22 protein-coding genes are annotated in these 21736 nt (G+C 35.4%); 8 read left to right on the forward strand and 14 right to left on the reverse strand.

The window, feature by feature from the left end; translation table 11 throughout:
- The first annotated feature begins 178 nt into the window (after positions 1 to 178).
- Positions 179 to 301 (forward strand): hypothetical protein, encoded by a 123-nt coding sequence (locus SBO79_RS07120; RefSeq protein ID WP_318639730.1) that lies wholly within the window; start codon positions 179 to 181, stop codon positions 299 to 301.
- 651 nt (positions 302 to 952) lie between these two features.
- Positions 953 to 1171: a helix-turn-helix domain-containing protein gene (locus tag SBO79_RS07125; protein WP_318639731.1), complete on the forward strand. Its 219-nt coding sequence runs from the start codon at positions 953 to 955 to the stop codon at positions 1169 to 1171.
- A 96-nt stretch (positions 1172 to 1267) separates the two neighbouring features.
- Here SBO79_RS07125 and SBO79_RS07130 read toward each other — a convergent pair whose 3' ends face one another.
- From SBO79_RS07130 to SBO79_RS07170, 9 genes are all read right to left on the reverse strand, one after another.
- On the reverse strand, positions 1268 to 2326 hold the full coding sequence (locus SBO79_RS07130) for a nucleoid-associated protein (RefSeq protein WP_318639732.1): 1059 nt from the start codon (positions 2324 to 2326) through the stop codon (positions 1268 to 1270).
- Between the two features lie 94 nt (positions 2327 to 2420).
- A complete protein-coding gene (locus tag SBO79_RS07135) occupies positions 2421 to 2957 on the reverse strand; it encodes an IS1096 element passenger TnpR family protein (RefSeq protein ID WP_318639733.1) in 537 nt (178 codons plus the stop codon).
- Positions 2958 to 3074: 117 nt separating this feature from the next.
- Entirely contained in the window at positions 3075 to 4346 is a 1272-nt protein-coding gene (locus tag SBO79_RS07140; protein ID WP_318639734.1) for a chloride channel protein, read from the reverse strand.
- A gap of 461 nt (positions 4347 to 4807) precedes the next feature.
- Complete coding sequence (locus SBO79_RS07145; protein WP_318639735.1) at positions 4808 to 4990, reverse strand: CsbD family protein; 183 nt, start codon at positions 4988 to 4990, stop codon at positions 4808 to 4810.
- 140 nt (positions 4991 to 5130) lie between these two features.
- Positions 5131 to 5916 (reverse strand): CDP-alcohol phosphatidyltransferase family protein, encoded by a 786-nt coding sequence (locus SBO79_RS07150; RefSeq protein ID WP_318639736.1) that lies wholly within the window; start codon positions 5914 to 5916, stop codon positions 5131 to 5133.
- Between the two features lie 9 nt (positions 5917 to 5925).
- Entirely contained in the window at positions 5926 to 6951 is a 1026-nt protein-coding gene (locus tag SBO79_RS07155) for a COX15/CtaA family protein (RefSeq protein WP_318639737.1), read from the reverse strand.
- Between the two features lie 45 nt (positions 6952 to 6996).
- Positions 6997 to 8406 carry a CCA tRNA nucleotidyltransferase gene (locus SBO79_RS07160; RefSeq protein WP_318639738.1) on the reverse strand — a complete coding sequence of 470 codons (1410 nt, stop codon included), beginning with the start codon at positions 8404 to 8406 and terminating at the stop codon, positions 6997 to 6999.
- Between the two features lie 77 nt (positions 8407 to 8483).
- A complete protein-coding gene (locus SBO79_RS07165; RefSeq protein ID WP_318639739.1) occupies positions 8484 to 9044 on the reverse strand; it encodes an L-threonylcarbamoyladenylate synthase in 561 nt (186 codons plus the stop codon).
- Positions 9045 to 9059: 15 nt separating this feature from the next.
- The gene (locus SBO79_RS07170; RefSeq protein WP_318639740.1) at positions 9060 to 9890 is read right to left on the reverse strand and encodes a glycosyltransferase family 2 protein; all 831 of its coding nucleotides are present in this window, start codon (positions 9888 to 9890) and stop codon (positions 9060 to 9062) included.
- Positions 9891 to 9970: 80 nt separating this feature from the next.
- Here SBO79_RS07170 and SBO79_RS07175 point away from each other — a divergent pair, with 80 nt between their 5' ends.
- The gene (locus SBO79_RS07175) at positions 9971 to 10837 is read left to right on the forward strand and encodes a hypothetical protein (protein ID WP_318639741.1); all 867 of its coding nucleotides are present in this window, start codon (positions 9971 to 9973) and stop codon (positions 10835 to 10837) included.
- A 7-nt stretch (positions 10838 to 10844) separates the two neighbouring features.
- On the opposite strand, the gene SBO79_RS07180 is transcribed toward SBO79_RS07175, so the two are convergent.
- The gene (locus SBO79_RS07180) at positions 10845 to 11909 is read right to left on the reverse strand and encodes a glycosyltransferase family 4 protein (RefSeq protein ID WP_318639742.1); all 1065 of its coding nucleotides are present in this window, start codon (positions 11907 to 11909) and stop codon (positions 10845 to 10847) included.
- 72 nt (positions 11910 to 11981) lie between these two features.
- Here SBO79_RS07180 and SBO79_RS07185 point away from each other — a divergent pair, with 72 nt between their 5' ends.
- Positions 11982 to 12737 (forward strand): Kdo domain containing protein, encoded by a 756-nt coding sequence (locus SBO79_RS07185; protein ID WP_318639743.1) that lies wholly within the window; start codon positions 11982 to 11984, stop codon positions 12735 to 12737.
- On the opposite strand, the gene SBO79_RS07190 is transcribed toward SBO79_RS07185, so the two are convergent.
- Positions 12729 to 13511 (reverse strand): glycosyltransferase family 2 protein, encoded by a 783-nt coding sequence (locus SBO79_RS07190; protein ID WP_318639744.1) that lies wholly within the window; start codon positions 13509 to 13511, stop codon positions 12729 to 12731. The genes SBO79_RS07185 and SBO79_RS07190 overlap by 9 nt on opposite strands.
- A 170-nt stretch (positions 13512 to 13681) precedes the next feature.
- Here SBO79_RS07190 and SBO79_RS07195 point away from each other — a divergent pair, with 170 nt between their 5' ends.
- Complete coding sequence (locus tag SBO79_RS07195) at positions 13682 to 14512, forward strand: glycosyltransferase family 2 protein (RefSeq protein WP_318639745.1); 831 nt, start codon at positions 13682 to 13684, stop codon at positions 14510 to 14512.
- On the opposite strand, the gene SBO79_RS07200 is transcribed toward SBO79_RS07195, so the two are convergent.
- Positions 14504 to 15544, reverse strand: coding sequence for a glycosyltransferase family 9 protein (locus SBO79_RS07200; RefSeq protein ID WP_318639746.1), 1041 nt, complete (start codon positions 15542 to 15544; stop codon positions 14504 to 14506). The two genes, SBO79_RS07195 and SBO79_RS07200, sit on opposite strands and share 9 nt — an antisense overlap.
- A gap of 35 nt (positions 15545 to 15579) precedes the next feature.
- The gene (locus SBO79_RS07205) at positions 15580 to 16395 is read right to left on the reverse strand and encodes a 2,3,4,5-tetrahydropyridine-2,6-dicarboxylate N-succinyltransferase (RefSeq protein ID WP_318639747.1); all 816 of its coding nucleotides are present in this window, start codon (positions 16393 to 16395) and stop codon (positions 15580 to 15582) included.
- A 139-nt stretch (positions 16396 to 16534) separates the two neighbouring features.
- On the opposite strand from SBO79_RS07205, the gene SBO79_RS07210 reads away from it, so the two are divergent.
- The 3 genes from SBO79_RS07210 (at position 16535) to SBO79_RS07220 (ending at position 19340) form a co-directional block, all read left to right on the forward strand.
- A complete protein-coding gene (locus tag SBO79_RS07210) occupies positions 16535 to 17347 on the forward strand; it encodes an META domain-containing protein (RefSeq protein WP_318639748.1) in 813 nt (270 codons plus the stop codon).
- Between the two features lie 2 nt (positions 17348 to 17349).
- Positions 17350 to 17766 carry a Holliday junction resolvase RuvX gene (ruvX, locus tag SBO79_RS07215; RefSeq protein ID WP_318639749.1) on the forward strand — a complete coding sequence of 139 codons (417 nt, stop codon included), beginning with the start codon at positions 17350 to 17352 and terminating at the stop codon, positions 17764 to 17766.
- Positions 17767 to 17846: 80 nt separating this feature from the next.
- Positions 17847 to 19340, forward strand: a complete 1494-nt coding sequence (locus SBO79_RS07220) for a malate:quinone oxidoreductase (protein ID WP_318639750.1) — start codon at positions 17847 to 17849, stop codon at positions 19338 to 19340.
- Between the two features lie 19 nt (positions 19341 to 19359).
- Here SBO79_RS07220 and SBO79_RS07225 read toward each other — a convergent pair whose 3' ends face one another.
- A complete protein-coding gene (locus tag SBO79_RS07225; RefSeq protein ID WP_318639751.1) occupies positions 19360 to 21558 on the reverse strand; it encodes an FUSC family protein in 2199 nt (732 codons plus the stop codon).
- Between the last annotated feature and the right edge of the window lie 178 nt (positions 21559 to 21736).

Consider the following 21736-nt stretch of genomic DNA (forward strand, 5'->3'; position numbering starts at 1 on the left):
TGAGTCGAAGTCAGGGCCTATCGAAGAGCTGTATGCTTTACGCAGTTTCCGGGCACGGATTATAAATCCGCGCTATCTGAGACGAAGTCAGGGCCTATCGAAGAGCTGTATGCTTTACGAAGTTTATGGGCACGGATTATAAATCCGCGCTATCTGGTTTTGGAAAATGGCTGTTCAAATGAGATCCTTCCTTCGTCAGGATGACAAGTTTGATGGCGAGCTGCGTGATCATGATAATGGGACAGTTGCTAATCTACGATATCCTGCAAGGTTTTTTTGGAACCTTGTAGGTATTACATAGCAGTCTGTGGAAGATTTAAAAAATTTGGACTTCCTGCTAATTTTCCAACTAAACTCATAAGGATTTTGAAACCTTGCAGGAGAGTCAGGTAAGTTGAAGGGTAACTTACGGGTTCAAATGAGATCCTTCTTTCGTCAGGATGACAAGTTTGAGGGCGAGTTGCGTGATAGTGAAAATCGAAAAGTAGTTACTCCACGATATCCTACAAGGTAATTCTAATCTTGCAGGAAATCGTTAGCTGGTTGTGGAGGATTTAAGAAGTTTGGACTTATTGCTGATATTCGAACTAATCCTACAAGAATTTTGAAACCTTGCAAGAGAGATTCTTTATGCAGTTAAAATTTCTATGAATGACGAAATCCCATAGCCGTGATCGCAGCGGAAATCCCGCAGGCAGCAATGCTATTTTTTTCTAGACTACAAGAGCGACCAACGGAAGCTCCTTGTGGTCTATTGAAAAAAAAGCATTGCAACGAGGAATTGAAGTGGAGAGCGCGAATAGCTTCGAAAAAAGAAAAACAACATGTCTAATTTTTAAAAGTTATAGTCATTATATGTTATTGCATATAAAACATCTTATTTTAGACAGATTATATGTATTTGCATATAATGTTGTATATATGAAGTAAATCAATGCAAAAGCATATAGTTATGATGACATTAGCCGACTTTGTGAAAGTTAACCGAAAAGAAGTTAAACTTACTCAGGAAGAGTTCGCAGAGCGGGCAGGAGTGGCGCTTACTGTGATCCGAAAGATAGAACAAGGCAAAGAAAACCTCAATCTTGAAAAGGTAAATCAGGTGCTCAAAATGTTTGGACATACCTTGGCACCAACAAATGCGAGAGAATTATCTCAAAGTAATAAATAGAATATATGCGAAAAGTAGTGATGGCATAAAACGCAAAAAAGCCTAGTTTCAATCAAATCGAAACTAGGCTTTTATAAAAAATATAAACTCTAAAATTTAGCTTTTTTGTTCTTTATTAAAATAAACTAGGTAGTAATACATTTGCTTTTCTTCGTCCCAACCTTTTTCTACATACTTTTCTGCACTTTCTGGATTGATGAAATCCATCTTGATTTGGATATTTGTATCAAGGTTAATTACGTTTTTGATCGATTTTCGAGCGTCAGAAACGGCAGCATTCGCAATTGGGAAAGTAGTGATATCCTCAATACTATATTTCTCGCCTTTGTCAACTTTGTAATTTTTGAATTCAGGAATTAAGTCTGGATTGTCAATTACTTCGTTAAGAAAATTCTGCTCATCAAACTGGTCATTCTTTGCGAAATAGTTCACAGAACGGTTCATAAACATCACTTCTTCTTTCTTGTCTTCGGCTGGTAAAACGACATCTTTTGCGAACCCTTGGCAAAATTTTAGGTATTTCTTGGTAATGAAGTTTTCGTCTTCAAAAACATCTACCGAAAGGAAATGCTCCAGCCAATAACGCGCGTCGTAACGGTTGCTATCTACAGAAAGGACTTTGTAGCCTTCCTCTTTTTTATAATTAAAGATGATACATCCTTTGTCCAATTTGCTTAGACTAACTCCTTGCTGCAAGATCATTTCGAGCTGAGATCCAGCTTCATTAAACTGAAGGAAATCTGCTTGCAACTCACTTTTGAAAATTCCGATGGCATCAACCACGTTATTATCAATACTCAAATTGGTAAGGTAGGTTACGTAAACTTCACCATTTTTGATGTGCGGATGGTTTGATTGCTCAAAAAGGTGGTTGGTAATCTTTTTAGAAACTTGGTGTAGCGAACTCGGATTGTCAAAAATCTCATTCGCATATTTAAACATATCGTTGTAATCAAGATCCACTTCGTGAGCAAATTGATAGTAATTTTCTTCTTTTTCGCGGAAAGCCTTAAAGAAAAATTCCTTCATCAAAGGTGTAATTTCGTCATTTAGAGCAAATGGACTTTCTGACAAAAAGATGGCCTCGTTACGACTTTTATTTCCTACACGGTGAATAGAAAGCGTGTCAATCTGGGTATTAAATAAATTGATCATTGTGGTATGTTAAGAATTAGAAACCAAGAGAAAAGGCAATTTTGCTAGCCTCTTTTCTTGGTTTTTATGTATTGTTGTAAGTTTTTGGGAATAATTAATTCCAGTTTTCGTCAAAGCTTTGATCTTCAAAAGAGTCGTCTCCATCAAACATATCAAAATCTTCCTCATCGTAATCGTCTTCGTCAAAATCGAGCGCATTTTCGTCAGTCTCAGAAAATTCTACGTCAGCAGTACCTAGTGGCATGATTCCGTGAGAAAATAGGGTACTTGGATACGTTTCGCCAGCTTCAACTTCTTCGATAGCGGCAAGTTCAACAAGGAAAGTCCACATATTCAAGAAATCGTAAACATAGATAATCTTTGTATTGTCTTTGTCCAATAGTGATGATAGCGCATAATCGCTCATAACTTTCTGTTGACCCAAAACGTCTCCTGTATCAAAAAGTGAAATTTCATCTTCTTGATTCCACTCATTATCACATGTATAAAAAGACGCGATTTCAAGACCATCGAAATCGAAAGCATTGACAATTGCATTGTGAAAATCTTCTAAAGTATCGTCCTCAAGGATTGCGATATCTCTAAAAATATCTTCTTCTGTATCTAGAATTACTCTGAATTTATAAACCATAACCATTTTTTTAAAGAGACTGCAAAGGTAAAACTTAAATCGACTGTTGCACTAAAAAGTAATTAACAATCGCAGAAATTATGATGTTTGTCAATTTCGAAATTGGCTTTCGCCAAATTAAACTTTTTGCGGCGTAAATGTGTAGACGGTATTTGGATAAATCGCTCTCGCCGTATATTTAGCTGTGAGACAAACTATCGCTAAAGGAATAAGAAGACTGTAATCATTGATTAAGCCGCATAGTAAAAAGATTGATGTATACGGCGCGTGAATACTAGCACTCAGTACTGCTGCCATTCCCAAAACCATAAAATTAAGTGGAATAACATGTACACCAGAAATTGTATTTAAAAGTACAGCGGTGAGTAATCCTAGAAATGCTCCAACAAATAGACTAGGAGCAAAAACCCCACCATCGCCACCGGCAGCTAGAGTTACTGAGGTGATGATTGGTTTTAAAATTAGTAAAAGAACAGTTCCTAAAATAAAAGTCAAGCTTAATCTAGGATTTGAATCAATGAGAGCGGAGTTAATTGTATGATAACCGTCGCCGTATAGCTCTGGAACAAATAGTAATGCGATTGACAGTATTACAGCTCCAACAATAAGTCGGTGGTGATCGTGCTTGAGTAGCGCAAATTTTTCTTTGCAAAACATGACCGTTTTTGTAAAGTATACAGAAATGCCGCCAGCTAAAAGTCCTAATAATATAAAGAAAGGGATAGCTGTATAGTTCCAAGTAGTAATTTTAAGAGGAAACATAGACGGCTCATCAAGTATTATTAGTAAAAGTGATGCTACTGCTACAGAAATGCTGCAGGCAATAACAAAAGATTTATTAAGCTTTTTCGAAATCACTTCGTAAGCAAATAGGACTCCAGCAATTGGACTGCAGAATAAAGCGGTAATTCCTGCCGCTACGCCCGCACAAATAAGCTGAGTTTTATAGCGAGCAAACAAATTTTCCTTTTGCTGGGCTACGGATCCAATTGTTGCAGCAGCAACGACAGTCGATACTTCAATTCCTGTCGATCCTCCAAAGATGACCGTGAGAAAACCGTTAATTATGTGTGAGGGAATTTTATAGGCTGGAAGATTTTTTCTCTTAGAATGTATGGTGATGAATATTTCTTTGATTCCTTTGTTTTCTTTTTTCTTAAAAAGATAGGTGCGGAGCAAGGAGATTATAGATAGACTAAAGATTGGAAAAAATAGTAGAAGTATCCAATTCTCTTGACTTTGACCAAACAAAAGGTGTTTATAATGTTCGGTGATATGCTTTAATACAAGTCCTAAAAATGCAGCGAGAAATCCAATAATAATCGACACTACGACAAGCTTTCTAAGTCTAATTAACTTTATATGTTTGCGAACAGCAGCGATTGACATTTTTGTATACTAAATTAATGGATTGCAAAGTTACGATGTGAAGTTCATTTTCACTCTATAAATGTATTGAATTATCCTAAAAGTATGGAAATCGTTGTATATAATTTATTTTAAACGTCTTGTTTCATACGTAGATTTGGAATTACATAATAATAGAGTTAAAGCTGAAAGCATTAAATTATTATGGGTGCTACGCTAAATGTCTAACGACACGCAAATGTGAACGACATGAATCATTCTCAATACTGTTCTTTTGGTGAAAGCGAAAAAAGTAATGAATTAGGTATTGGCAGAAGAAGCTGATAAACTGGTTCGGTGATATAGTAAAAAAAAAACTGTTTCAAGCATTATAAGTGCTTGAAACAGTCATAAAAGGGCAAATAGTTTATGATTGATATTCCAATTAGTAGAATATTTACCCCTAAAAAATGGCATTAAAGTTTGCCTTGCTGAACTTTAAATTAATCAAATAACGAATTGATTTCTTTTTTAGTTTTACCTAGTTTCTGTTGTAGTTTTCCCCACATTTCGTCTTCTTTACCTTCTTCATAGGTTAAGTCGTCATCTGTAAGTTCACCGTATTCTTGTTTTAATTTTCCTTTCATCTCGTTCCATTTTCCTTTAATTTCATCTGAATTTGGCATAATTGTTTTATTTTTTGTGGTTATTAATACTTCAAAGATCAACATCTCAAACAATATATTTGTTACAAAAATCCTGAGAAAGTTTACAGAATAATCTTTGAAATAAATTGTGAATAATAAAATGCGGAAAATTTCAACTACTATTTTCTACCAGCAGGAGCGTAGAGAAATATTCTGATTACAATAATTATTGGGATAAAAATTGTCGCAATTATCACCGACGGAATCACCAAATTTGCGAAACCAAGAGCCAACAGTGCAGCAATGCAGAGGAGCTGAAATCCTAAGCCATATATAGAAACCAAGGTCATAAAATAAGAATCAAATGTATTTGAAACTGCAGCATTTCGATCGAGTTTGTAAATAATTTTATCAAAAATTCCATAAGTCAGAAGGTAAATTTTAAAAAATATAGTTACAATCTTTTGACTTTCGCCGCCAAGTGCTATTGGTGTTTCGACTTCAAAAATTTTAGATGTTTGGTCTCCGCCAGCGGTTTTGTGCCGCAAAATCACATAGTAAAAATTATATAATGTACCCTGAAGTTGTAAGCAAAAAAAGGCAAGTAACATCCACCAAATAGAACTTTCTGTAATTGAACAAATGGCAAGAAGAAATCCAAAATTCAGAATAAAATCAAAAATACTGTCGCAATACCTTCCTATATAGGAAGGAGTATTTTTAACTCTTGCCAGTTCGCCGTCGGCAGCATCTATGATACATTTGATAACAATAAAAATCGCAGCCAATATAAATTGCTGTTGTAAAATAAAATAAATCGCAAGTAAACCACAAACCCCAAATAGGTAGGTAATGTGTAAAGGCGTAATGGCAGTATTCTTTAATTTGGCTGAAATGAACGTTGCAAAAGGCCTTCCGTAGTCAGATAAGTCTAGAAAGGAAGCTTCCGCCGAAAGTTTAGCCATTATTGTTTTTTATTTTGACAATCTATGTAAAGTGAAAGTCATCGCAGTCAATAGAAAAAAGGCACCAATTTGATGCGCTAATCCAAGCCATAGAGGTACCGCTAGAAGTAATGTAAAAACTCCGAGGGCAAATTGTACAAAAACTAAAATTACTAGCGCCATGATTCCATTTTTCGCAGCTTGTCCAAGCGCAACTTTGCGGCTTTTATACCATAAAAATAGTATTGAAGCTACAACTAAATATGCTACGGAGCGATGTACAAATTGAATTCCGCTTTTTCCTTCGGTAAAACGAAGAAGATTTGTAGGTTCTTCAAGGAAAATACTGTCATGCATTAATTGTCCGTCACTCATTAATGGCCAATGATTGTGTATTAGTCCGGCATTAAGTCCGGCTACAAAACCTCCATAAATAATTTGAATAAGCAAAATAACCAGAGCAATTCTAGTTATTGTACGCAGTTGCTTAGAAATTGGTGCTTTGTAATCTGGATAAATTAAATCTAAAGCAACCCAAAAAGTATAAGCAAAAGTAATAAAGGCAAATGTAAGATGCAGTGCTAGCCTAAAATGGCTCACGTCTGGATTGTCAATCAGTCCGCTCTTTACCATAAACCAACCCAAAAACCCTTGAAAACCGCCCATTAATAACAGGACTATGCATTTTTTTATAGTTGATTTTGATAGTCGTTTTTTAATTAAAAAATAAACAAACGGAATTACGAAAACCAGTCCGATGATCCGTCCGATAAATCTATGAAACCATTCCCAAAAGTAAATAAACTGATAATCGTCTAAAGTAAAATCGTTGTGAATATTGATTTTTTGATATTCAGGAAACTTTTTGTACTCTTCAAATGTCTCGACCCACTTTTCGTGTGTAAGAGGAGGAAAGGTATCTGTCACCAAATGCCAATCGGTCATTGATAGACCTGAATCTGTAAGTCTAGTAATTCCACCTACTACAACCATTATAAATAATAAAACACAGCCCGATAGCAGCCAAATTATTACTGCTCTGTCTCTTTTAACCATTTTTACAATCTTTTAAAAAAAATGAAAACAAATTACTAACTACCTTTAAATCTGCTTTTCCAGACCCATCTTTTCAGCTTTTTTGACCACAAAATCATAAGCAGCTTGATATTCGTTAGGGATTTCGCCTTCTAAAATTGCTTCTTTAACCGCTTCCTTTAAAATTCCAATTTCCCGAGAGGGCTTGAGATTGAATAGCTTCATAATCTCCTCACCAGTTATTGGCGGTTGAAAATTTCGAACCTGATCACGCTCTTCAACTTCGATAAGCTTCTTGCGAACATCCTCGAAATTCTGGTGGTATTTTTTAAATTTATTCGGATTCTTAGTTGTAATATCTGCAGAACACAACGTCATCAAAGACTCAACATCTTCACCCGCATCGAAAATCAATCTTCTTACGGCCGAATCAGTCACCGTATCTTCGGATAAAACAATTGGACGTGAACTCATAATAACCATTTTCTGAACAAATTTCATCTTATGGTTTAACGGCATGTGCAGGCGCTCAAAAATTTTCTTAACCATTTTACCGCCTACGAATTCGTGGGTGTGAAAAGTCCAGCCAATCTTCTTGTCAAATCTTTTGGTTGGCGCTTTTCCTATATCGTGCAGAAGTGCGGCCCAACGTAGCCACACATCTTGGGTATTTTTCGAAATATTATCTACAACTTCCAGCGTGTGATAAAAATTATTTTTATGAGTTTGTCCTCCAATTTCTTCAACATTATTGAGTGCAGTCAATTCTGGAAGAATAATATCAAGTAGACCTGATTTATATAATAATAGCATTCCGTGAGAAGGTTGAGGGCAGGAAAGAATCTTATTTAATTCTTCGACAATGCGCTCGCCAGAAATAATCTCGATGCGGTCTTTATTTCGAATTATTGATTCAAATGCTTCGTTATCAATGGTAAATTCTAATTGTGCCGCAAATCTAATTGCTCTTAGCATTCGCAGCGGATCATCAGAAAAAGTAATATCGGGATCTAGTGGAGTACGGATAATTTTATTTGAGAGATCTGTTATTCCATCAAACGGATCTAGAAGTTCGCCATAATTATTTTCGTTAAGTGAAAATGCCAGAGCATTGATGGTAAAGTCTCGTCGCTCCTGGTCTTCTCTTAATGTTCCGCTCTCCACAATAGGATTTCGGCTATCTCGGTTGTAGCTTTCTTTTCGAGCTCCCACAAATTCAATATCTAAATCTTTATAGCGCAGCATAGCTGTACCATAATTCTTGAAAATCTGAACTTTAGGTCGGTTAGGTAAAAGGCTTGACACTTTTAGCGCAAGCTCAATTCCACTGCCAACGGCAACAATATCGATATCTTTTTTTGAATCTCTACCTAGTATGAAATCACGCACAAAACCTCCAATAACGTAGCTATCAATTCCTAGGTGTTGGCTGGCTTGTGCGGTAATTTTGAAGATGGGATTTTGTAATGCTTTCATAAATGACTGAGGGCGAAATAATATTAATTGCAAAGTCCTACTTGCAAAAAACGCTGTTGCCGAAAAAGGGAGCTATCCTATTTTCTAATAATTTTTACCTGTAGATTATTGCCGATTTTAATAATAGACGATGGTTTTCCTGCTGGACTTTCGCGCTGCAAATTTACAACATAGTCAACACCTTTAATAATTTCAGAACTGATTTCTTTGTAAGTCAAAGGAGTTGGTTTTCCAGAAATGTTTGCTGAGGTTGAAACCAGGGGTTTTTTGAGTCTTTCTAATAATTTAAAACAAAAAGGATCTTTTACCAATCGCATTCCTAACGACTTGTCCTCAGCAATTAGGTTTGCCGCCACATTTCTAGGATTGTCCAGAATTAGGGTTGTTGGCTTGTCGCTGATGTCCAAAATTTCCCAAGCAACTTCTGGAATTTCTTTAAAGACATTATAGATCATTTTTTCGCCGTTCATCAAGACAATCATGGATTTGCTTTCTTGTCGTTGTTTGAGTTTGTAAATTTTGGCAACAGCCTCAGCATTTGTCGCGTCGCAACCAATTCCCCAAACCGTATCGGTTGGATAAAGGATAATTCCACCCTCTTTAAGTACTTCGTATGCTTTTAATATTTCTTCTTGCATTGTGATTTTATATTTCTAAGGATTTAGAAAAGTTTTGATTTTCCCCAAAAGTGTGTGATTCATTTTATAATTTTTTTCTTCTATACGCTTTATTTGAGCGTTAAAAATAGCGTTGATCTCTGGAGTGAAATCCTGTTGAATATTTTTCAGAAAATTGATGTGCGTTTCTCGTTGCGTTCGCTTTTTCATCGAGGACCAACTGGATTTATTGTGAATACGATAAACGCTCATCACTTCATTTAGATATTTTAATTTACCTTTTCGTGCTGCGAGAAGTAGTAAAAAATAGTCGCCATTTTCTGCACGAGCAAAATATTCAGGAAATTCTCGAACGGTATTCCGAACCATTATTGAGGAAGAGTGAACAAAATTCCCTTGGGCAAGACGTTCTAGATCGTCGGTTTTGTCCTCGGTCAGTTTATGATTTCGTTTTCTGTACTTAAGGCCTCGACGTTCCAAGACATTGTGATGACAAATTTGATAATCGGGATTGGCTTCAAGAAAATCGAATTGCTTTTGCAATTTATCTGGATCTGTCCAATAGTCATCGCCGTCGCATTGCGCAATATAAGCTGACTTTGCTTGTTGTAGTACAAACAGGAAGTTGGGCATCATTCCAATATTTTTGGTCTGATTAAAGTATGTAACTGTTATGTTTTCAGGCAGTGCTGCTATTGCTTTTTCAATCGCTTGATGAGTGGCATCTCTCGAGGCATCATTTGAGATGATAAGCTCAATTTTAAAATTGGTTTTTTGCATCAAAACGCCTTCTATTGCCTTGCTTATATAATCGGCGTGATTATAGGTAATCATTATCACACTAATGGCGGTAGCAGTATCTTTCATCAAGTTTTATTATGGTATTGAGATGCACAAAGATACTTGATTTATTTATATCTTGCGGCTCCTTTACAACCTTCAATTCTATGAGTAAAATTCAAGTAGGCTTTTTAGTTTCTTATGATTACGAGCTATTAAAAAATGCGATTCCTCCAATTTATGAGGATTCTGACACCATTTTTCTTGCTATTGATAAAAATAGAAAGACGTGGAAAGGAACTGATATTGCCATTGATCCAAGTTTTTTTGATTGGATTAAGAACTTCGATACTTCTAATAAGATAGAATTGTATGAAGATGATTTCTATGTAAAAGGGATGAGTACAATGCAGTGCGAAGTACGCGAGAGAAAGATGCTTGCCGCTAAAATGGGTATTGGAAATTGGCTCATTCAACTGGATTCAGACGAATACTTTTTAGATTTCAAAAAATTTGTCAATTTCTTGAAAAGCAACAATCATTATTTGGTAAATCCTGAAAAACACATTGTTCAGATATGCCCATTCAAAATTAATTTATACAAAAATTCAGACGAAGGTGTCTTTTACGTGGATCAATTAGACAAATTTATGGCTGCTACCAACTATCCTAATTATAAAATAGGTCGTCACGGAAAATGCAGATCGATTTATACTGATTCTGTTGCGCTTCACGAATGTTTGTCTCGTACACGGGAAGAGCTTATTTTGAAACTGGATAATTGGGGACATAATACAGATATCAATCAGGAGGCATTTTTGGCCAAATGGGACTCTGTAAATACCGAAAATTACAAATCTATGAAAGGGTTTTTCTATCTTAATCCTATGGAGTGGGAAAACTTAGAATATATGCCAGGTAAAAATATTGGCGAATTGCTCGAAAATTTCAAGAAAAGTTCAAAAATAAAAGTTGGATCATTCTTTTTATGGAAAAAGAACTTAGGTCAGAGAATCAAGTTTATGTTCAAATAAAACAGCTTTACGAGCGGTATAATTCTAAAAATGATTTTGCCGCTTTGGTCCAATCAAAAAATTCGGCTTGCGCCAAAAGTTTAGCTTTATAGAAATTTGGATTGCTCTCAAACTCCGAAATTTTGTCGAACATGAATTCACGCATATAATCAGGATCAAAATCTTGCCAAAAAAAGGCAGCATCGCCTCCGATCTCTGGTAACGAAGTTTTTGTGGATAAAAAAACAGGTTTTTCAAACTTCATGGCTTCAATTGGTGGAAGTCCAAATCCTTCTCTAATGGATGGAAATAAAAATGCCACGCAATTTTTCATGTAGTATTGCTTAGCCACATCAGAAACTTTGCCGGTAAGAAATACGCGGTTTTGCAATTTGTTTTCGTTGATAAATTCTTTTACTTCCACGCCATAGCTTTTATCATGATTGCCCGAAATAATGAGATTGAAGTCTTTTATATTTCGAAACATTCTAATTATCGCTATGAAATTTTTCCTTTCGATAAAATCACCAATGGTGTAAAAATAAGGCACATTTGTAGGAACAGAAGGTGCGAAAGCCGAAGTGTCAAGAAATTCTGTAATAGGATTTCCGTTGTAGATTACCTGTTCTGCCACTTTAGGCACTTCGAAATATTGATGTGTCTGCATTTTTGCAAATTCCGAAATATAAGTTATTGCATCAGCACGTTTTAGCTTATCTATAAATTGCTTATTCTTTTTACTACCTAAATCGGAGGAGTTTTCTTCTATAAAATTGACGTCATGTACGGTCAAAATATATTTAGCGGGAGTAGTAACCGGTTCAACTTTGGTGTTTTGATTCATACTATGCCAAACATCAAATCGTTTTCTAACTCCAAAAAGCGGGTATCTATGCAGACCTTTGTATTTATGATACTTGAAAACCGAACCAAACTCATCTTCGAGAATTTTAGGATCGGCACTATTTAGAATCAATTCCAAGTCCGGAAATTTTTCTTTGGAGATAGCTTTAATTAGTTCATAATTAAAAGTTCCCAAGCCACCAGCGCGATTTTTGATGTTATGTGATTCTAGGAAAACAGATTTTGACATTCGCTTTTTTGTGTAAAACTATCTAAATAATTGCAGATATTAAAGACAATACCTACTTTTGATTAAAAAATAATGCCGGCTATCTTTAATCCAAAATTCAAATTTTTAGAAAGTTCTGTAAATAATTTTATTCAGAGTTTTCACAGTTCAGGAACACTTTTGGTAAAGGGAAATCGCAATACTATTCGATTATTTCCAGTTGATACACTCACGCTTAATATCAAAGCATTTAAAGTTCCGCATTTACTCAATCAGATTATCTATAAATACATAAGACCGTCAAAAGCAAAGCGCTCCTTTGAATATGCAACGCTACTTCTCCAAAAAGGGATTGGAACGCCTGAACCTATTGCATATGTCGAAAAATTTTCTGGTTTCGGATTAATTGACAGCTACTACATTAGTGAACATCTTAATGCTGATCTAACATTTAGGGAATTAGTAGAAATTCCTGAATTTGCCAATCATGAGGAAATACTACGTTGCTTTACTAGATTTTGTTTTAAGATGCACGAGAAAGGAATAGAGTTTTTAGATCATTCCCCTGGTAATACCTTGATTAAGAGAACCGATGAAGGGTATGATTTTTATTTGGTTGATTTAAATAGGATGAAATTTCACCAAGAAATGCCCTTTGATCAGCGAATGAAAAATTTGTCGAGGCTTACGCCAAAAAGGGATATGGTAACGATAATGGCCAATGAATATTCAAAATTGTACGATCGTGCCGAAACAGAAATATTTGAAAAGATGTGGGGTTATACTGAGGAGTTTCAATCAAAATTTAGACGAAAAGCTGCTTTTAAGAAAACGATGAAATTATCTTAATATATTATTCGAATTATTCAGCTTTTTTAATTCTTTATAACGTTCATGAATACTCAGTGCATTAAGGTAACAAATAGTAATTCCCTTTTTGCCATCTAGAAATCCAAGTCTAATAGTGTAACTGTAAAGAAAACTATATACAGGATGCAAAACTTCTTTAAATACAGAAGGTTTTATGTTTTTTGCAAATTTTTCTTGAGCTTTTAGTTTGCCGTAACTTAGCATTTTTGCTTTGTAACTTTCGTAATCTGCATAAGAAAAATGAATTAACGGATTTTTGAAAACTCCAATTCTTCCTTTCACATCAAGCTTTTCATGAACTAGTCTCTCAGTTGTATATTGTGCATATTCTTTATGAAAAAGTCGAAATATTTTGTCGGTTTGCCAGCCGCTAAAACGAAGTTTTTGGCTTTTAAACATAAAAGTTCTAAAAAATAAAAATGCTACGTAAGTGTTATTGCTTTGGATCGTTTCGATAATTTCTTCTTTCAGAGCAGGAGTTAATCGCTCATCTGCGTCTAAAAATAAAATCCAATTATTTTTGGCTTTGCTTATTGCAAAATTTCGTTGATGTGTATAATTTTCAAACTTATTTTGGATGAATCTTACATTAGCAAACTCCTTTACAATTTCTTGAGTATCATCGCTGCTATACGAATCGACAATAACCACTTCGTCAGCAAATTGTAAATCTGCCAAAAGTGCTTTCATTTGCTTTGCCTCGTTAAGAGTTATGATAAGGACGGAGAGTAGCGTATTGTCGTTGTAGGCCATTAAAATTTACTAGTGACAGCAAATATAAATAATCATAATAGAATAAAGAATATAAAAATGCCTTTTATAGTAAACACAGCCTTTAATATAATACTTGTGTGGTAATAGGTTGTACTAATTTTGATATTTTCTATATTTGCGTAAATACAATTGTCTTAGAAGATTTTTAAATGGCACCATCAAATTTAGTTTCTGTAATTATGAGTACTTATAATGCTGAAGAATGGCTTGAAAAAGTTATTTACGGCTTTGCTCAACAAACCGTTTCTAATTTTGAAATAGTAGTGGCAGATGATGGTTCTCGCGAAACTACCAAGAGATTGATTGATAACCTTCGAATAGAAACAGGACTTATTATTCAACATGTTTGGCAGCAAGATAATGGGTTTCAAAAGTGTAAGATTTTAAATAAAGCAATCGTCGCGGCAAAAGGCGACTACCTCATTTTTACTGATGGTGATTGTATTCCACGAGCCGATTTTATCGAGAATCATCTAAAATTTAGAGAGCCTGGTTTTTTTCTTTCTGGAGGGTATTATAAGCTTCCGCTAAAAGTATCACAGAAAATTACAAAGGAAGATATCAAATCTCAAAACTGCTTTAAGATTTCGTGGTTAGCGGCCAATGGCCTCAGGCGATCAGCGAAGAATTTAAAATTAGTAACGAGAGGTTATTTATCCTCTTTTCTAAATTCAGTTACCCCAACAAATGCTAGTTGGAATGGACACAACTCCTCCGCTTGGAAATCAGATTTACTTGCTGTAAATGGCTTTGACGAAGAGATGCAGTATGGCGGTGAAGATAGAGAATTGGGTGAGCGCCTTTTTAATTTAGGACTTAAATCCAAACAAATTCGATATAACGCAATCTGCATTCATTTAGATCACGAGCGAGGTTACGTTAATGATGCCGCTTGGGAAAAAAATGCACGAATAAGAAAATTTACCAAAGAAAATAAAGTTGTTCGCACTCCCAACGGTATTAAATTAGAGCTACTCTAGAAAGTTTTTTAATTTTTCAGAGTATCGTTGCAATTCTAGTTTTTGATATAAAAATGTTGATTGTCCCTTATATTTTTTTGGATTTATATCTGAATAAAGTTCGGGATAATAATCAGATATGTGCACTGCTTCATGATTATGCTGCTCAGTAAGCATACTCCAAGAATCCTTATTAATCCACGGAGAAAATATTGTAAATGTGGGAATAGATAGCGCTTTTGCCATATTTACTGCTCCACCTTCATTTCCAATTAATGCTTGGCACTGAGAAAGAATTGCTAGGAACTCTCGCAACGATTTTGTGTAAAAATCCAATTCAATTACGGCCTGTGTTTCAGGTTTACACAAATTATAAATTTTTGTAGCCTCCTCAAGTTGGTTTGGCAGAAAGTTAAAAAGAAGTGTAGCATTGGTTTGAGCAGCTACAAAGTCTAGTGTTTCTGCCATTTGCGAAGCAGGAAGGCTTTTTTTCTTATTACTTCCCAAAACGCTTATCATGAGTAGTTTTTTGTCATTGCCAATGCTTTCTTTAATTTTTTCGGCCGCCACTTCTTTTTCGCGTTCGGAAAGATAAATTTGCGGAAAAATCGGTTTTATTGTGTTACCAGTCACTTCTGTAGCTAGTAGAAGTCTATGGACTAGTGCGTTGTTTAAATTGCCTTCTTCTCGCTGAATACTTTTGGTGTAAAAAATCCAACTGTACCATTTTTTGAAACCAATTCGCTTTGCAGCGGCAGATAATAATGTAGGTATTAAGCTTTCTAATTTCGCGTAAGCGTCAATAACCACATTATACTTCTCTACCTTTAATGATTGACCAAGCTTCACTAGACCTAGAAAACCGCCAGAAAGTTGTGAATCAAAAACTACGATTCGGTCTATAAATGGATTATTATCTACAACGGCAAGAGTATTTGGGTGTATCATGTAGTGCACTTCACATTGCGGGTAAGCTGTTTTAATAGCTTCGCAAATAACAGTACTTAAGAGTACGTCACCAATCATCTTTTGTTGTATAACGAGTACTTTCATATCAGATACAGTTGATTTTTTAAAACAATATTTATCTAAACAGCTACATCATATTCTCTCAAAGCATCATTGAGTGATGTTTTAAGATCTGTAGATTCTTTTCTTTTTCCGATAATTAAAGCGCAAGGCACCTGAAAATCTCCCGCTGGAAAAGATTTTGTATAACTTCCTGGAATTACCACAGAACGTGCTGGGACAATTCCCTTCATTTCTACTGGCTCTGGACCCGTAACATCAATAATTTTTGTAGATGCTGTAAGGCAAACATTCGCGCCCAAAACTGCTTCTTTTTCAACTCGTACTCCTTCTACTACAATACATCTTGACCCTATAAATGCACCATCCTCGATAATTACGGGAGCTGCTTGAAGTGGTTCTAAAACCCCGCCGATACCAACACCACCAGATAAATGTACGTTTTTACCAATTTGAGCACAGCTTCCTACGGTTGCCCAAGTGTCTACCATCGTTCCTTCGTCTACGTAAGCACCAATGTTCACGTAGCTTGGCATCAAAATTACACCTTTAGAAATATAAGCTCCGTGTCGAGCAACTGCATTTGGCACCACTCGAATTCCTTTCTCGGCATAGCCTCTTTTCAACGGTATTTTATCGTGAAATTCAAAAATTCCAACTTCTAAAGTTTCCATTTTTTGAATAGGAAAGTAGAGTACTACCGCTTTTTTTACCCATTCATTAACTTGCCATCCATTGCTAGTTGGTTCGGCAACTCGCAATTCGCCCGCATCTAACAAATTTATTACATCTTTGATAGAGCTGATAGTGGTAGGCTCAGAAAGTTTTGAACGATCTGACCACGCTGCTTCTATTATATTTTTTAATATATTCATCTTTCAAATTTTAATCGGCAAATATAAGGAATTTGAAAGTATAGGCACTTGAAAACAAAATGCATTTAAATTTGGGACACTGAGTTGTAAAGCTGCAATATTTTGTATTTTTGGTTCATACTAATTTAGGACTCTGTTTATGAAAAAGCCACTATTGTTTTTTTTAGCATTTATTATGATGCAATGCACGCAAAAGCCTGAAACTAAGAATCCTGAGGTACTCAGCAACGAAATCAATTTATCTAAAGATGACACTATTTTAGAAAAAGATGGAAATGCGATGTCATATTTAGGAATGTACAAAGGTTTTATGCTCGGGAAAGGTGCGGACAAAACTCCAGTAGTTATTGAACTATCAGAAACATTTTCATTCTCAATCTCCACCGACACAATTCCAAAAGAGAAAAAAATAATTCAGAAAGGTACTTTTAAATGGAAGCCTGACGGAAAATCGATAATGCTTACCGCAAATAGTGGGATTGAAAAAGAATATTTTGTGACAGAAAACAAGCTGTCGCTAAAAGAAGATGGCAAAACAAGCGTTTTTGAAAAAATGAGGTCGGCTGAAGTTGTCGAACTAGAATCTGAAACTCCGAAAGCACAAATTACAACTTTTATTGACCAGAAATGGACAATAACTTCTATTAACGATAAACCTATAAGTGCAAAAGGAGTTAAAAAAGACTATTATGTATTCTTCGAAAAAAACAGGAAATTTAATGCGTACGTCGGTTGCAATAGCATCGGAGGAGATTATACTGTAAAAGGAGATCAAATTAAAATGCACAATATTGCAGCTACCGAGATGGCTTGCGCCGAAATGGAAATGGAGCAATTACTACTAAAAGCTTTGGCGGAAGCCGATAATATAATTCAAAACAATCAGTATATGTACCTTAGAAAAAAAGGTGAAGTACTGATTAAGTTTGAAGCAGGGAAATTTAAAAAATAGAGATGGCAAGAATTTTAGCGATTGACTACGGAATGAAGCGAACTGGTATCGCAATTACTGATGAGATGCAGATGATAGCTTCAGGTCTCACCACGGTTGAAACTCCTAAACTTATTGATTTTCTTAAAAAATATTTTAATGATGAGAAAGTGGAGCTTGTAATAGTTGGAGAGCCAAAGCAGATGAACTATGAGCCGTCACAAAGCGCTGCGATGATTGATGCATTTGTGGTAAAATTTACAAAAATATTTCCCGAAATGAAAGTCGAGCGAGTTGATGAGCGATTTACTTCAAAGATGGCGCTAAGTTCTATGATCCAAAGTGGTATGACTAAGAAGAAACGCCAAAATAAAGCAATTTTAGATGAAATCTCTGCCACTATTATTTTGCAAGATTATCTAAATTATAGAAAAATTTAAAATATTGATAAAGTGCCACTTTTAATTTTATCATTAACGACTTAGCACATATCTTTGCAAAATCAAAAAAAGGATAAGTGATGTCAGATACTCTTTCATATAATACAGATGTAATTTTAATTGGTGCGGGAATTATGAGTGCAACTTTGGGTGTTATGCTCAAAGAACTTCAACCAGATATTCGAATAGAAATTTTTGAAAGATTGGATCATGCCGCTGCCGAAAGTTCGGATGCATGGAATAATGCGGGTACAGGGCATTCGGCGTTTTGTGAATTAAATTATACGCCAGAGCTTGAAGATGGAACTGTGCAGTCTGACAAAGCAGTAAAAATTGCGGAATCATTTGAGGTTTCGAGGCAGTTTTGGTCATATTTAGTGGAGAAAAACCTGTTGTCAGATCCAGAGTCATTTATCAGAAGTATTCCTCACATGAGTTTTGTACATGGTGCTGACAATGTTGAATTTTTGAAAAAAAGATACGATGCGCTACAGCAAGAACATCTTTTTAAACGGATGGAATACAGTACAGATTTTGATCAGCTACTAGAATGGATGCCACTAGTAATGAAAGGCCGAGACAAATCTGAAGATGTTGCTGCTACCTTTATGCCTATTGGTACCGACGTTAATTTTGGCTCTCTTACTCGTGCTATGTTTAATTATCTTAAAAACTTGGATGGCGTAACACTTCATTTTAATAGCGAAGTGAAAAGGATGCGTCAGAAGCCCAATGGAGATTGGCGTGTAATTGTTCGAAATTTGCAAACTCGTCAAAAATCAAAAGTACGTGCGCCATTTGTTTTTATTGGTGCTGGCGGTGGATCATTGACACTTCTTGAAAAAGCAAATATTGACGAAGGCGAAGGATACGGCGGTTTTCCAGTAAGTGGGCAGTGGCTAAAATGTGTGAACAAGGATATTATTGAACAACATAGTGTTAAAGTTTATGGAAAGGCTGGAGTGGGTGCGCCTCCAATGTCAGTACCTCACATAGATTCTAGATTAATAAATGGAGAAAAAGCCTTGTTATTTGGACCTTATGCAGGGTTTTCTACTAAATTTTTGAAAAATGGATCTTATTTCGACTTGACATCATCAATACAACTAGACAATATTATACCAATGCTATCGGCCGGATTTAAAAATATTCCGCTTACAAAGTATTTAATTGATCAAGTAAGACAATCACCTGAAGATCGACTTGAAGCTTTAAAAGAATATATGCCAACTGCCAAAATGGAAGATTGGGTGCTTGAAACCGCAGGACAGCGCGTTCAAGTTATCAAGAAAGGGAAAGATGGCGGAGGAGTTCTAGAATTTGGAACCGAGGTAGTGACGAAAGCTGACGGAAGTATTGCTGCTTTGTTAGGAGCATCGCCTGGAGCATCTACATCAGCGTCGATTATGTTAGAATTAATTAATATATGCTTTAAAGAAAAAGTTCAAACTCCAGAATGGCAGGAAAAAATTAAGAAAATGATTCCGTCTTATGGAATTAAACTCAATGATAATCCCACCTTATCAGATCAGATCAGACAAGAAACTGCAGAGACGCTAGATCTTTTTAATTAATTAAAATTTTATAAAACCTTTAAGGCAATGCCTTAACGGTTTTTTTTATTTTTTCAGATGCATTGGTCATCCACATTAATTGCTCTATAATAAGTTGAGCTTCTAGCATTTTTTCACGGATTTCTTCGTCGTTAATATCATTAGATTCGCTAAGTTCTTTTGCTCGGATGTTTTTTAATTCGGTAAAGCGCGGCGATAAGTCTTCGGTTTCAAAAGTTTCGACACTTTCTTTATCAAATTCATCTATCGCAATTTCGAGGTTTCTAATTGTGGCATTTACTACGACGTTAAATGCTTCCGAAGCCTTTGTAGTTTTATTAGCTTGAATATAGGTGCCTAACGAAGCAGCGGATGAAAGTAAAGAGTGGTTTAGGGTGGTTAATTTATAAATTTTCGGCAATTGCTTTTGCTTGGACTTAGGCTCTTGAACCATTCTCTGAAAAGATTCCATCAAGTTGGCCAATGCCACAAAAGCGTGTTTTCTTGCTAGTCGATATTGCAAAGTTGCTGGCTGCTTTGTATTATAAATTAGAAAAATTTCTTTTAGATAATTTTTATTTGCTTCGATAGACTTTTTTAAATAAACCGGAGTGTTTAAAAATTCCCACGAAGGCCACAGAAAATAGTTTGCTCCAAATGCCAATGCTGCACCAACAAAGGTATCGATAATTCTAAATTCGACCACATCTCTAATATCGGGCGTAAAAAGGCTATAAATAAAAACTACATACATAGTTGTAAAAGTAGCTGCAACCTTATAATTTGTCTGAACAAATGAGAAAGCGAGAATCATTGTTACGATAGCCATCGTTGCAATTATCTGGTTGTTTTGAACGATAAATAGCAGTCCAAAGGCCATTAGGCCGCCTAAAACAGTTCCGATAATTCTATGGTAGGAGCGGGTTTTAGTCAAGCCATAACCAGGTCTAAGAATTACAATAATGGTGATTAAAATCCAATAAACATTTTGAAATGGTAGAAATGTGCCAATCAAGAATCCGACCATAATAGCAATAGTCAGACGTAGTGCATGCCTAAAATAGGTTGAGGAGAAGGTGAGATTTTCAATCAATGTGCTCGGTGAATAATATTGGGGCGCAATAAATTTGTGCAAATTCTTTGCTCCATCTTTAAATTCATATTTGAAAGATTTTTGAGTATAAGCGCGCTCGATAAGTGTAAGCTTTTCAATCTGTTTTTCTGCATAGCGCAACATACTAGTCAGCATCAAAATCGCACTAAAATCCTTTTCAGTCTCTGGAAGACTTTCATATTTTCTTTGTGCTTCTTCTAGAGCGGTGAGATCCTTATATAAATCAAATTTCTTTACATAGGTCTTGTTTGTACTTAAACTGATAGATAATTCATTAAGCATCGCCGCCAAATTATAAGCCACGGTCTGGTAATTATTAAGGATTTCAGGATGTTTTGAAAACTTCTTGTTTAATCTCTCGTGGTCAAATGAGGTGGCAAGAGCTAATTCTAAAATATCTACCAAAGTGATAAACATTATTAGCATCGTGCGGTTTTGTCCTGATGACCCAGAATTGGCACGACGGTGCATTAAAGCTTCACGTAAATCTTCGTGAGAAGCATTTAGTTTTACTTGCAATTCTAATTGTCGCTTTACAATATCTACTTTATTATCTTTTTTCTTCCATAAATCACCTCGAAGCTCCATGTATTTAGCGGTAAGCTCTAAGCTATCTGCTAACAATAATTCGGCATACTTATGTGGTCTCAAATAGTAGAAAATAATTGAAATCAGAAGATAAAACAGCCCTCCTGCTAGCATCAATGCGCAGTGTTCTAATAGTTCTATTCCAGAATAAACTTCTTTAAATATTAGAGAAATTGATAACAATCCACAAAAGGACACGAGATTTGCTCGGTGCCCGTAGACAGAAATCATCGATAAGAAAAATATTAATAAAGTGAGCATTGAGTAAAACAACCACGGATAGGGATGGGCAAGACTAATAATCAGAGCAGTTCCTGATACTATTGATGTTCCCACTAAAATCCCATTGATTTTATGTTGCAAATTGCTAGAGATATCACTCGGATACGTTAGCAAGGCTCCAATAGCTATAGTGATGCCAATATCAAATTGATCAAAATGTGACGCTATAAGAATAGGGATCACCGTAGCGATTGTTACTTTGATAGCATTGGCAAAATTGATGCTTTCGGCAAATTGCCTTAAATTAAATACCATAGAATAAAGGAGTTTGTAGGCAAATATATGAATTCAAAAAAATTAGCATCGTCGTATTGATTATAGTTTATGAAGAATCGAAAAAATATTGCTAATTGTGTTTCAATATAAGGGCATTCTTCATTTTTTGACTATTTTTGCATTCGTTTAATATTCGCCGCAAGGCAATTATATATAG

This window comes from Flavobacterium ardleyense (genome assembly GCF_033547075.1).
Lineage (GTDB): Bacteria > Bacteroidota > Bacteroidia > Flavobacteriales > Flavobacteriaceae > Flavobacterium > Flavobacterium ardleyense_A.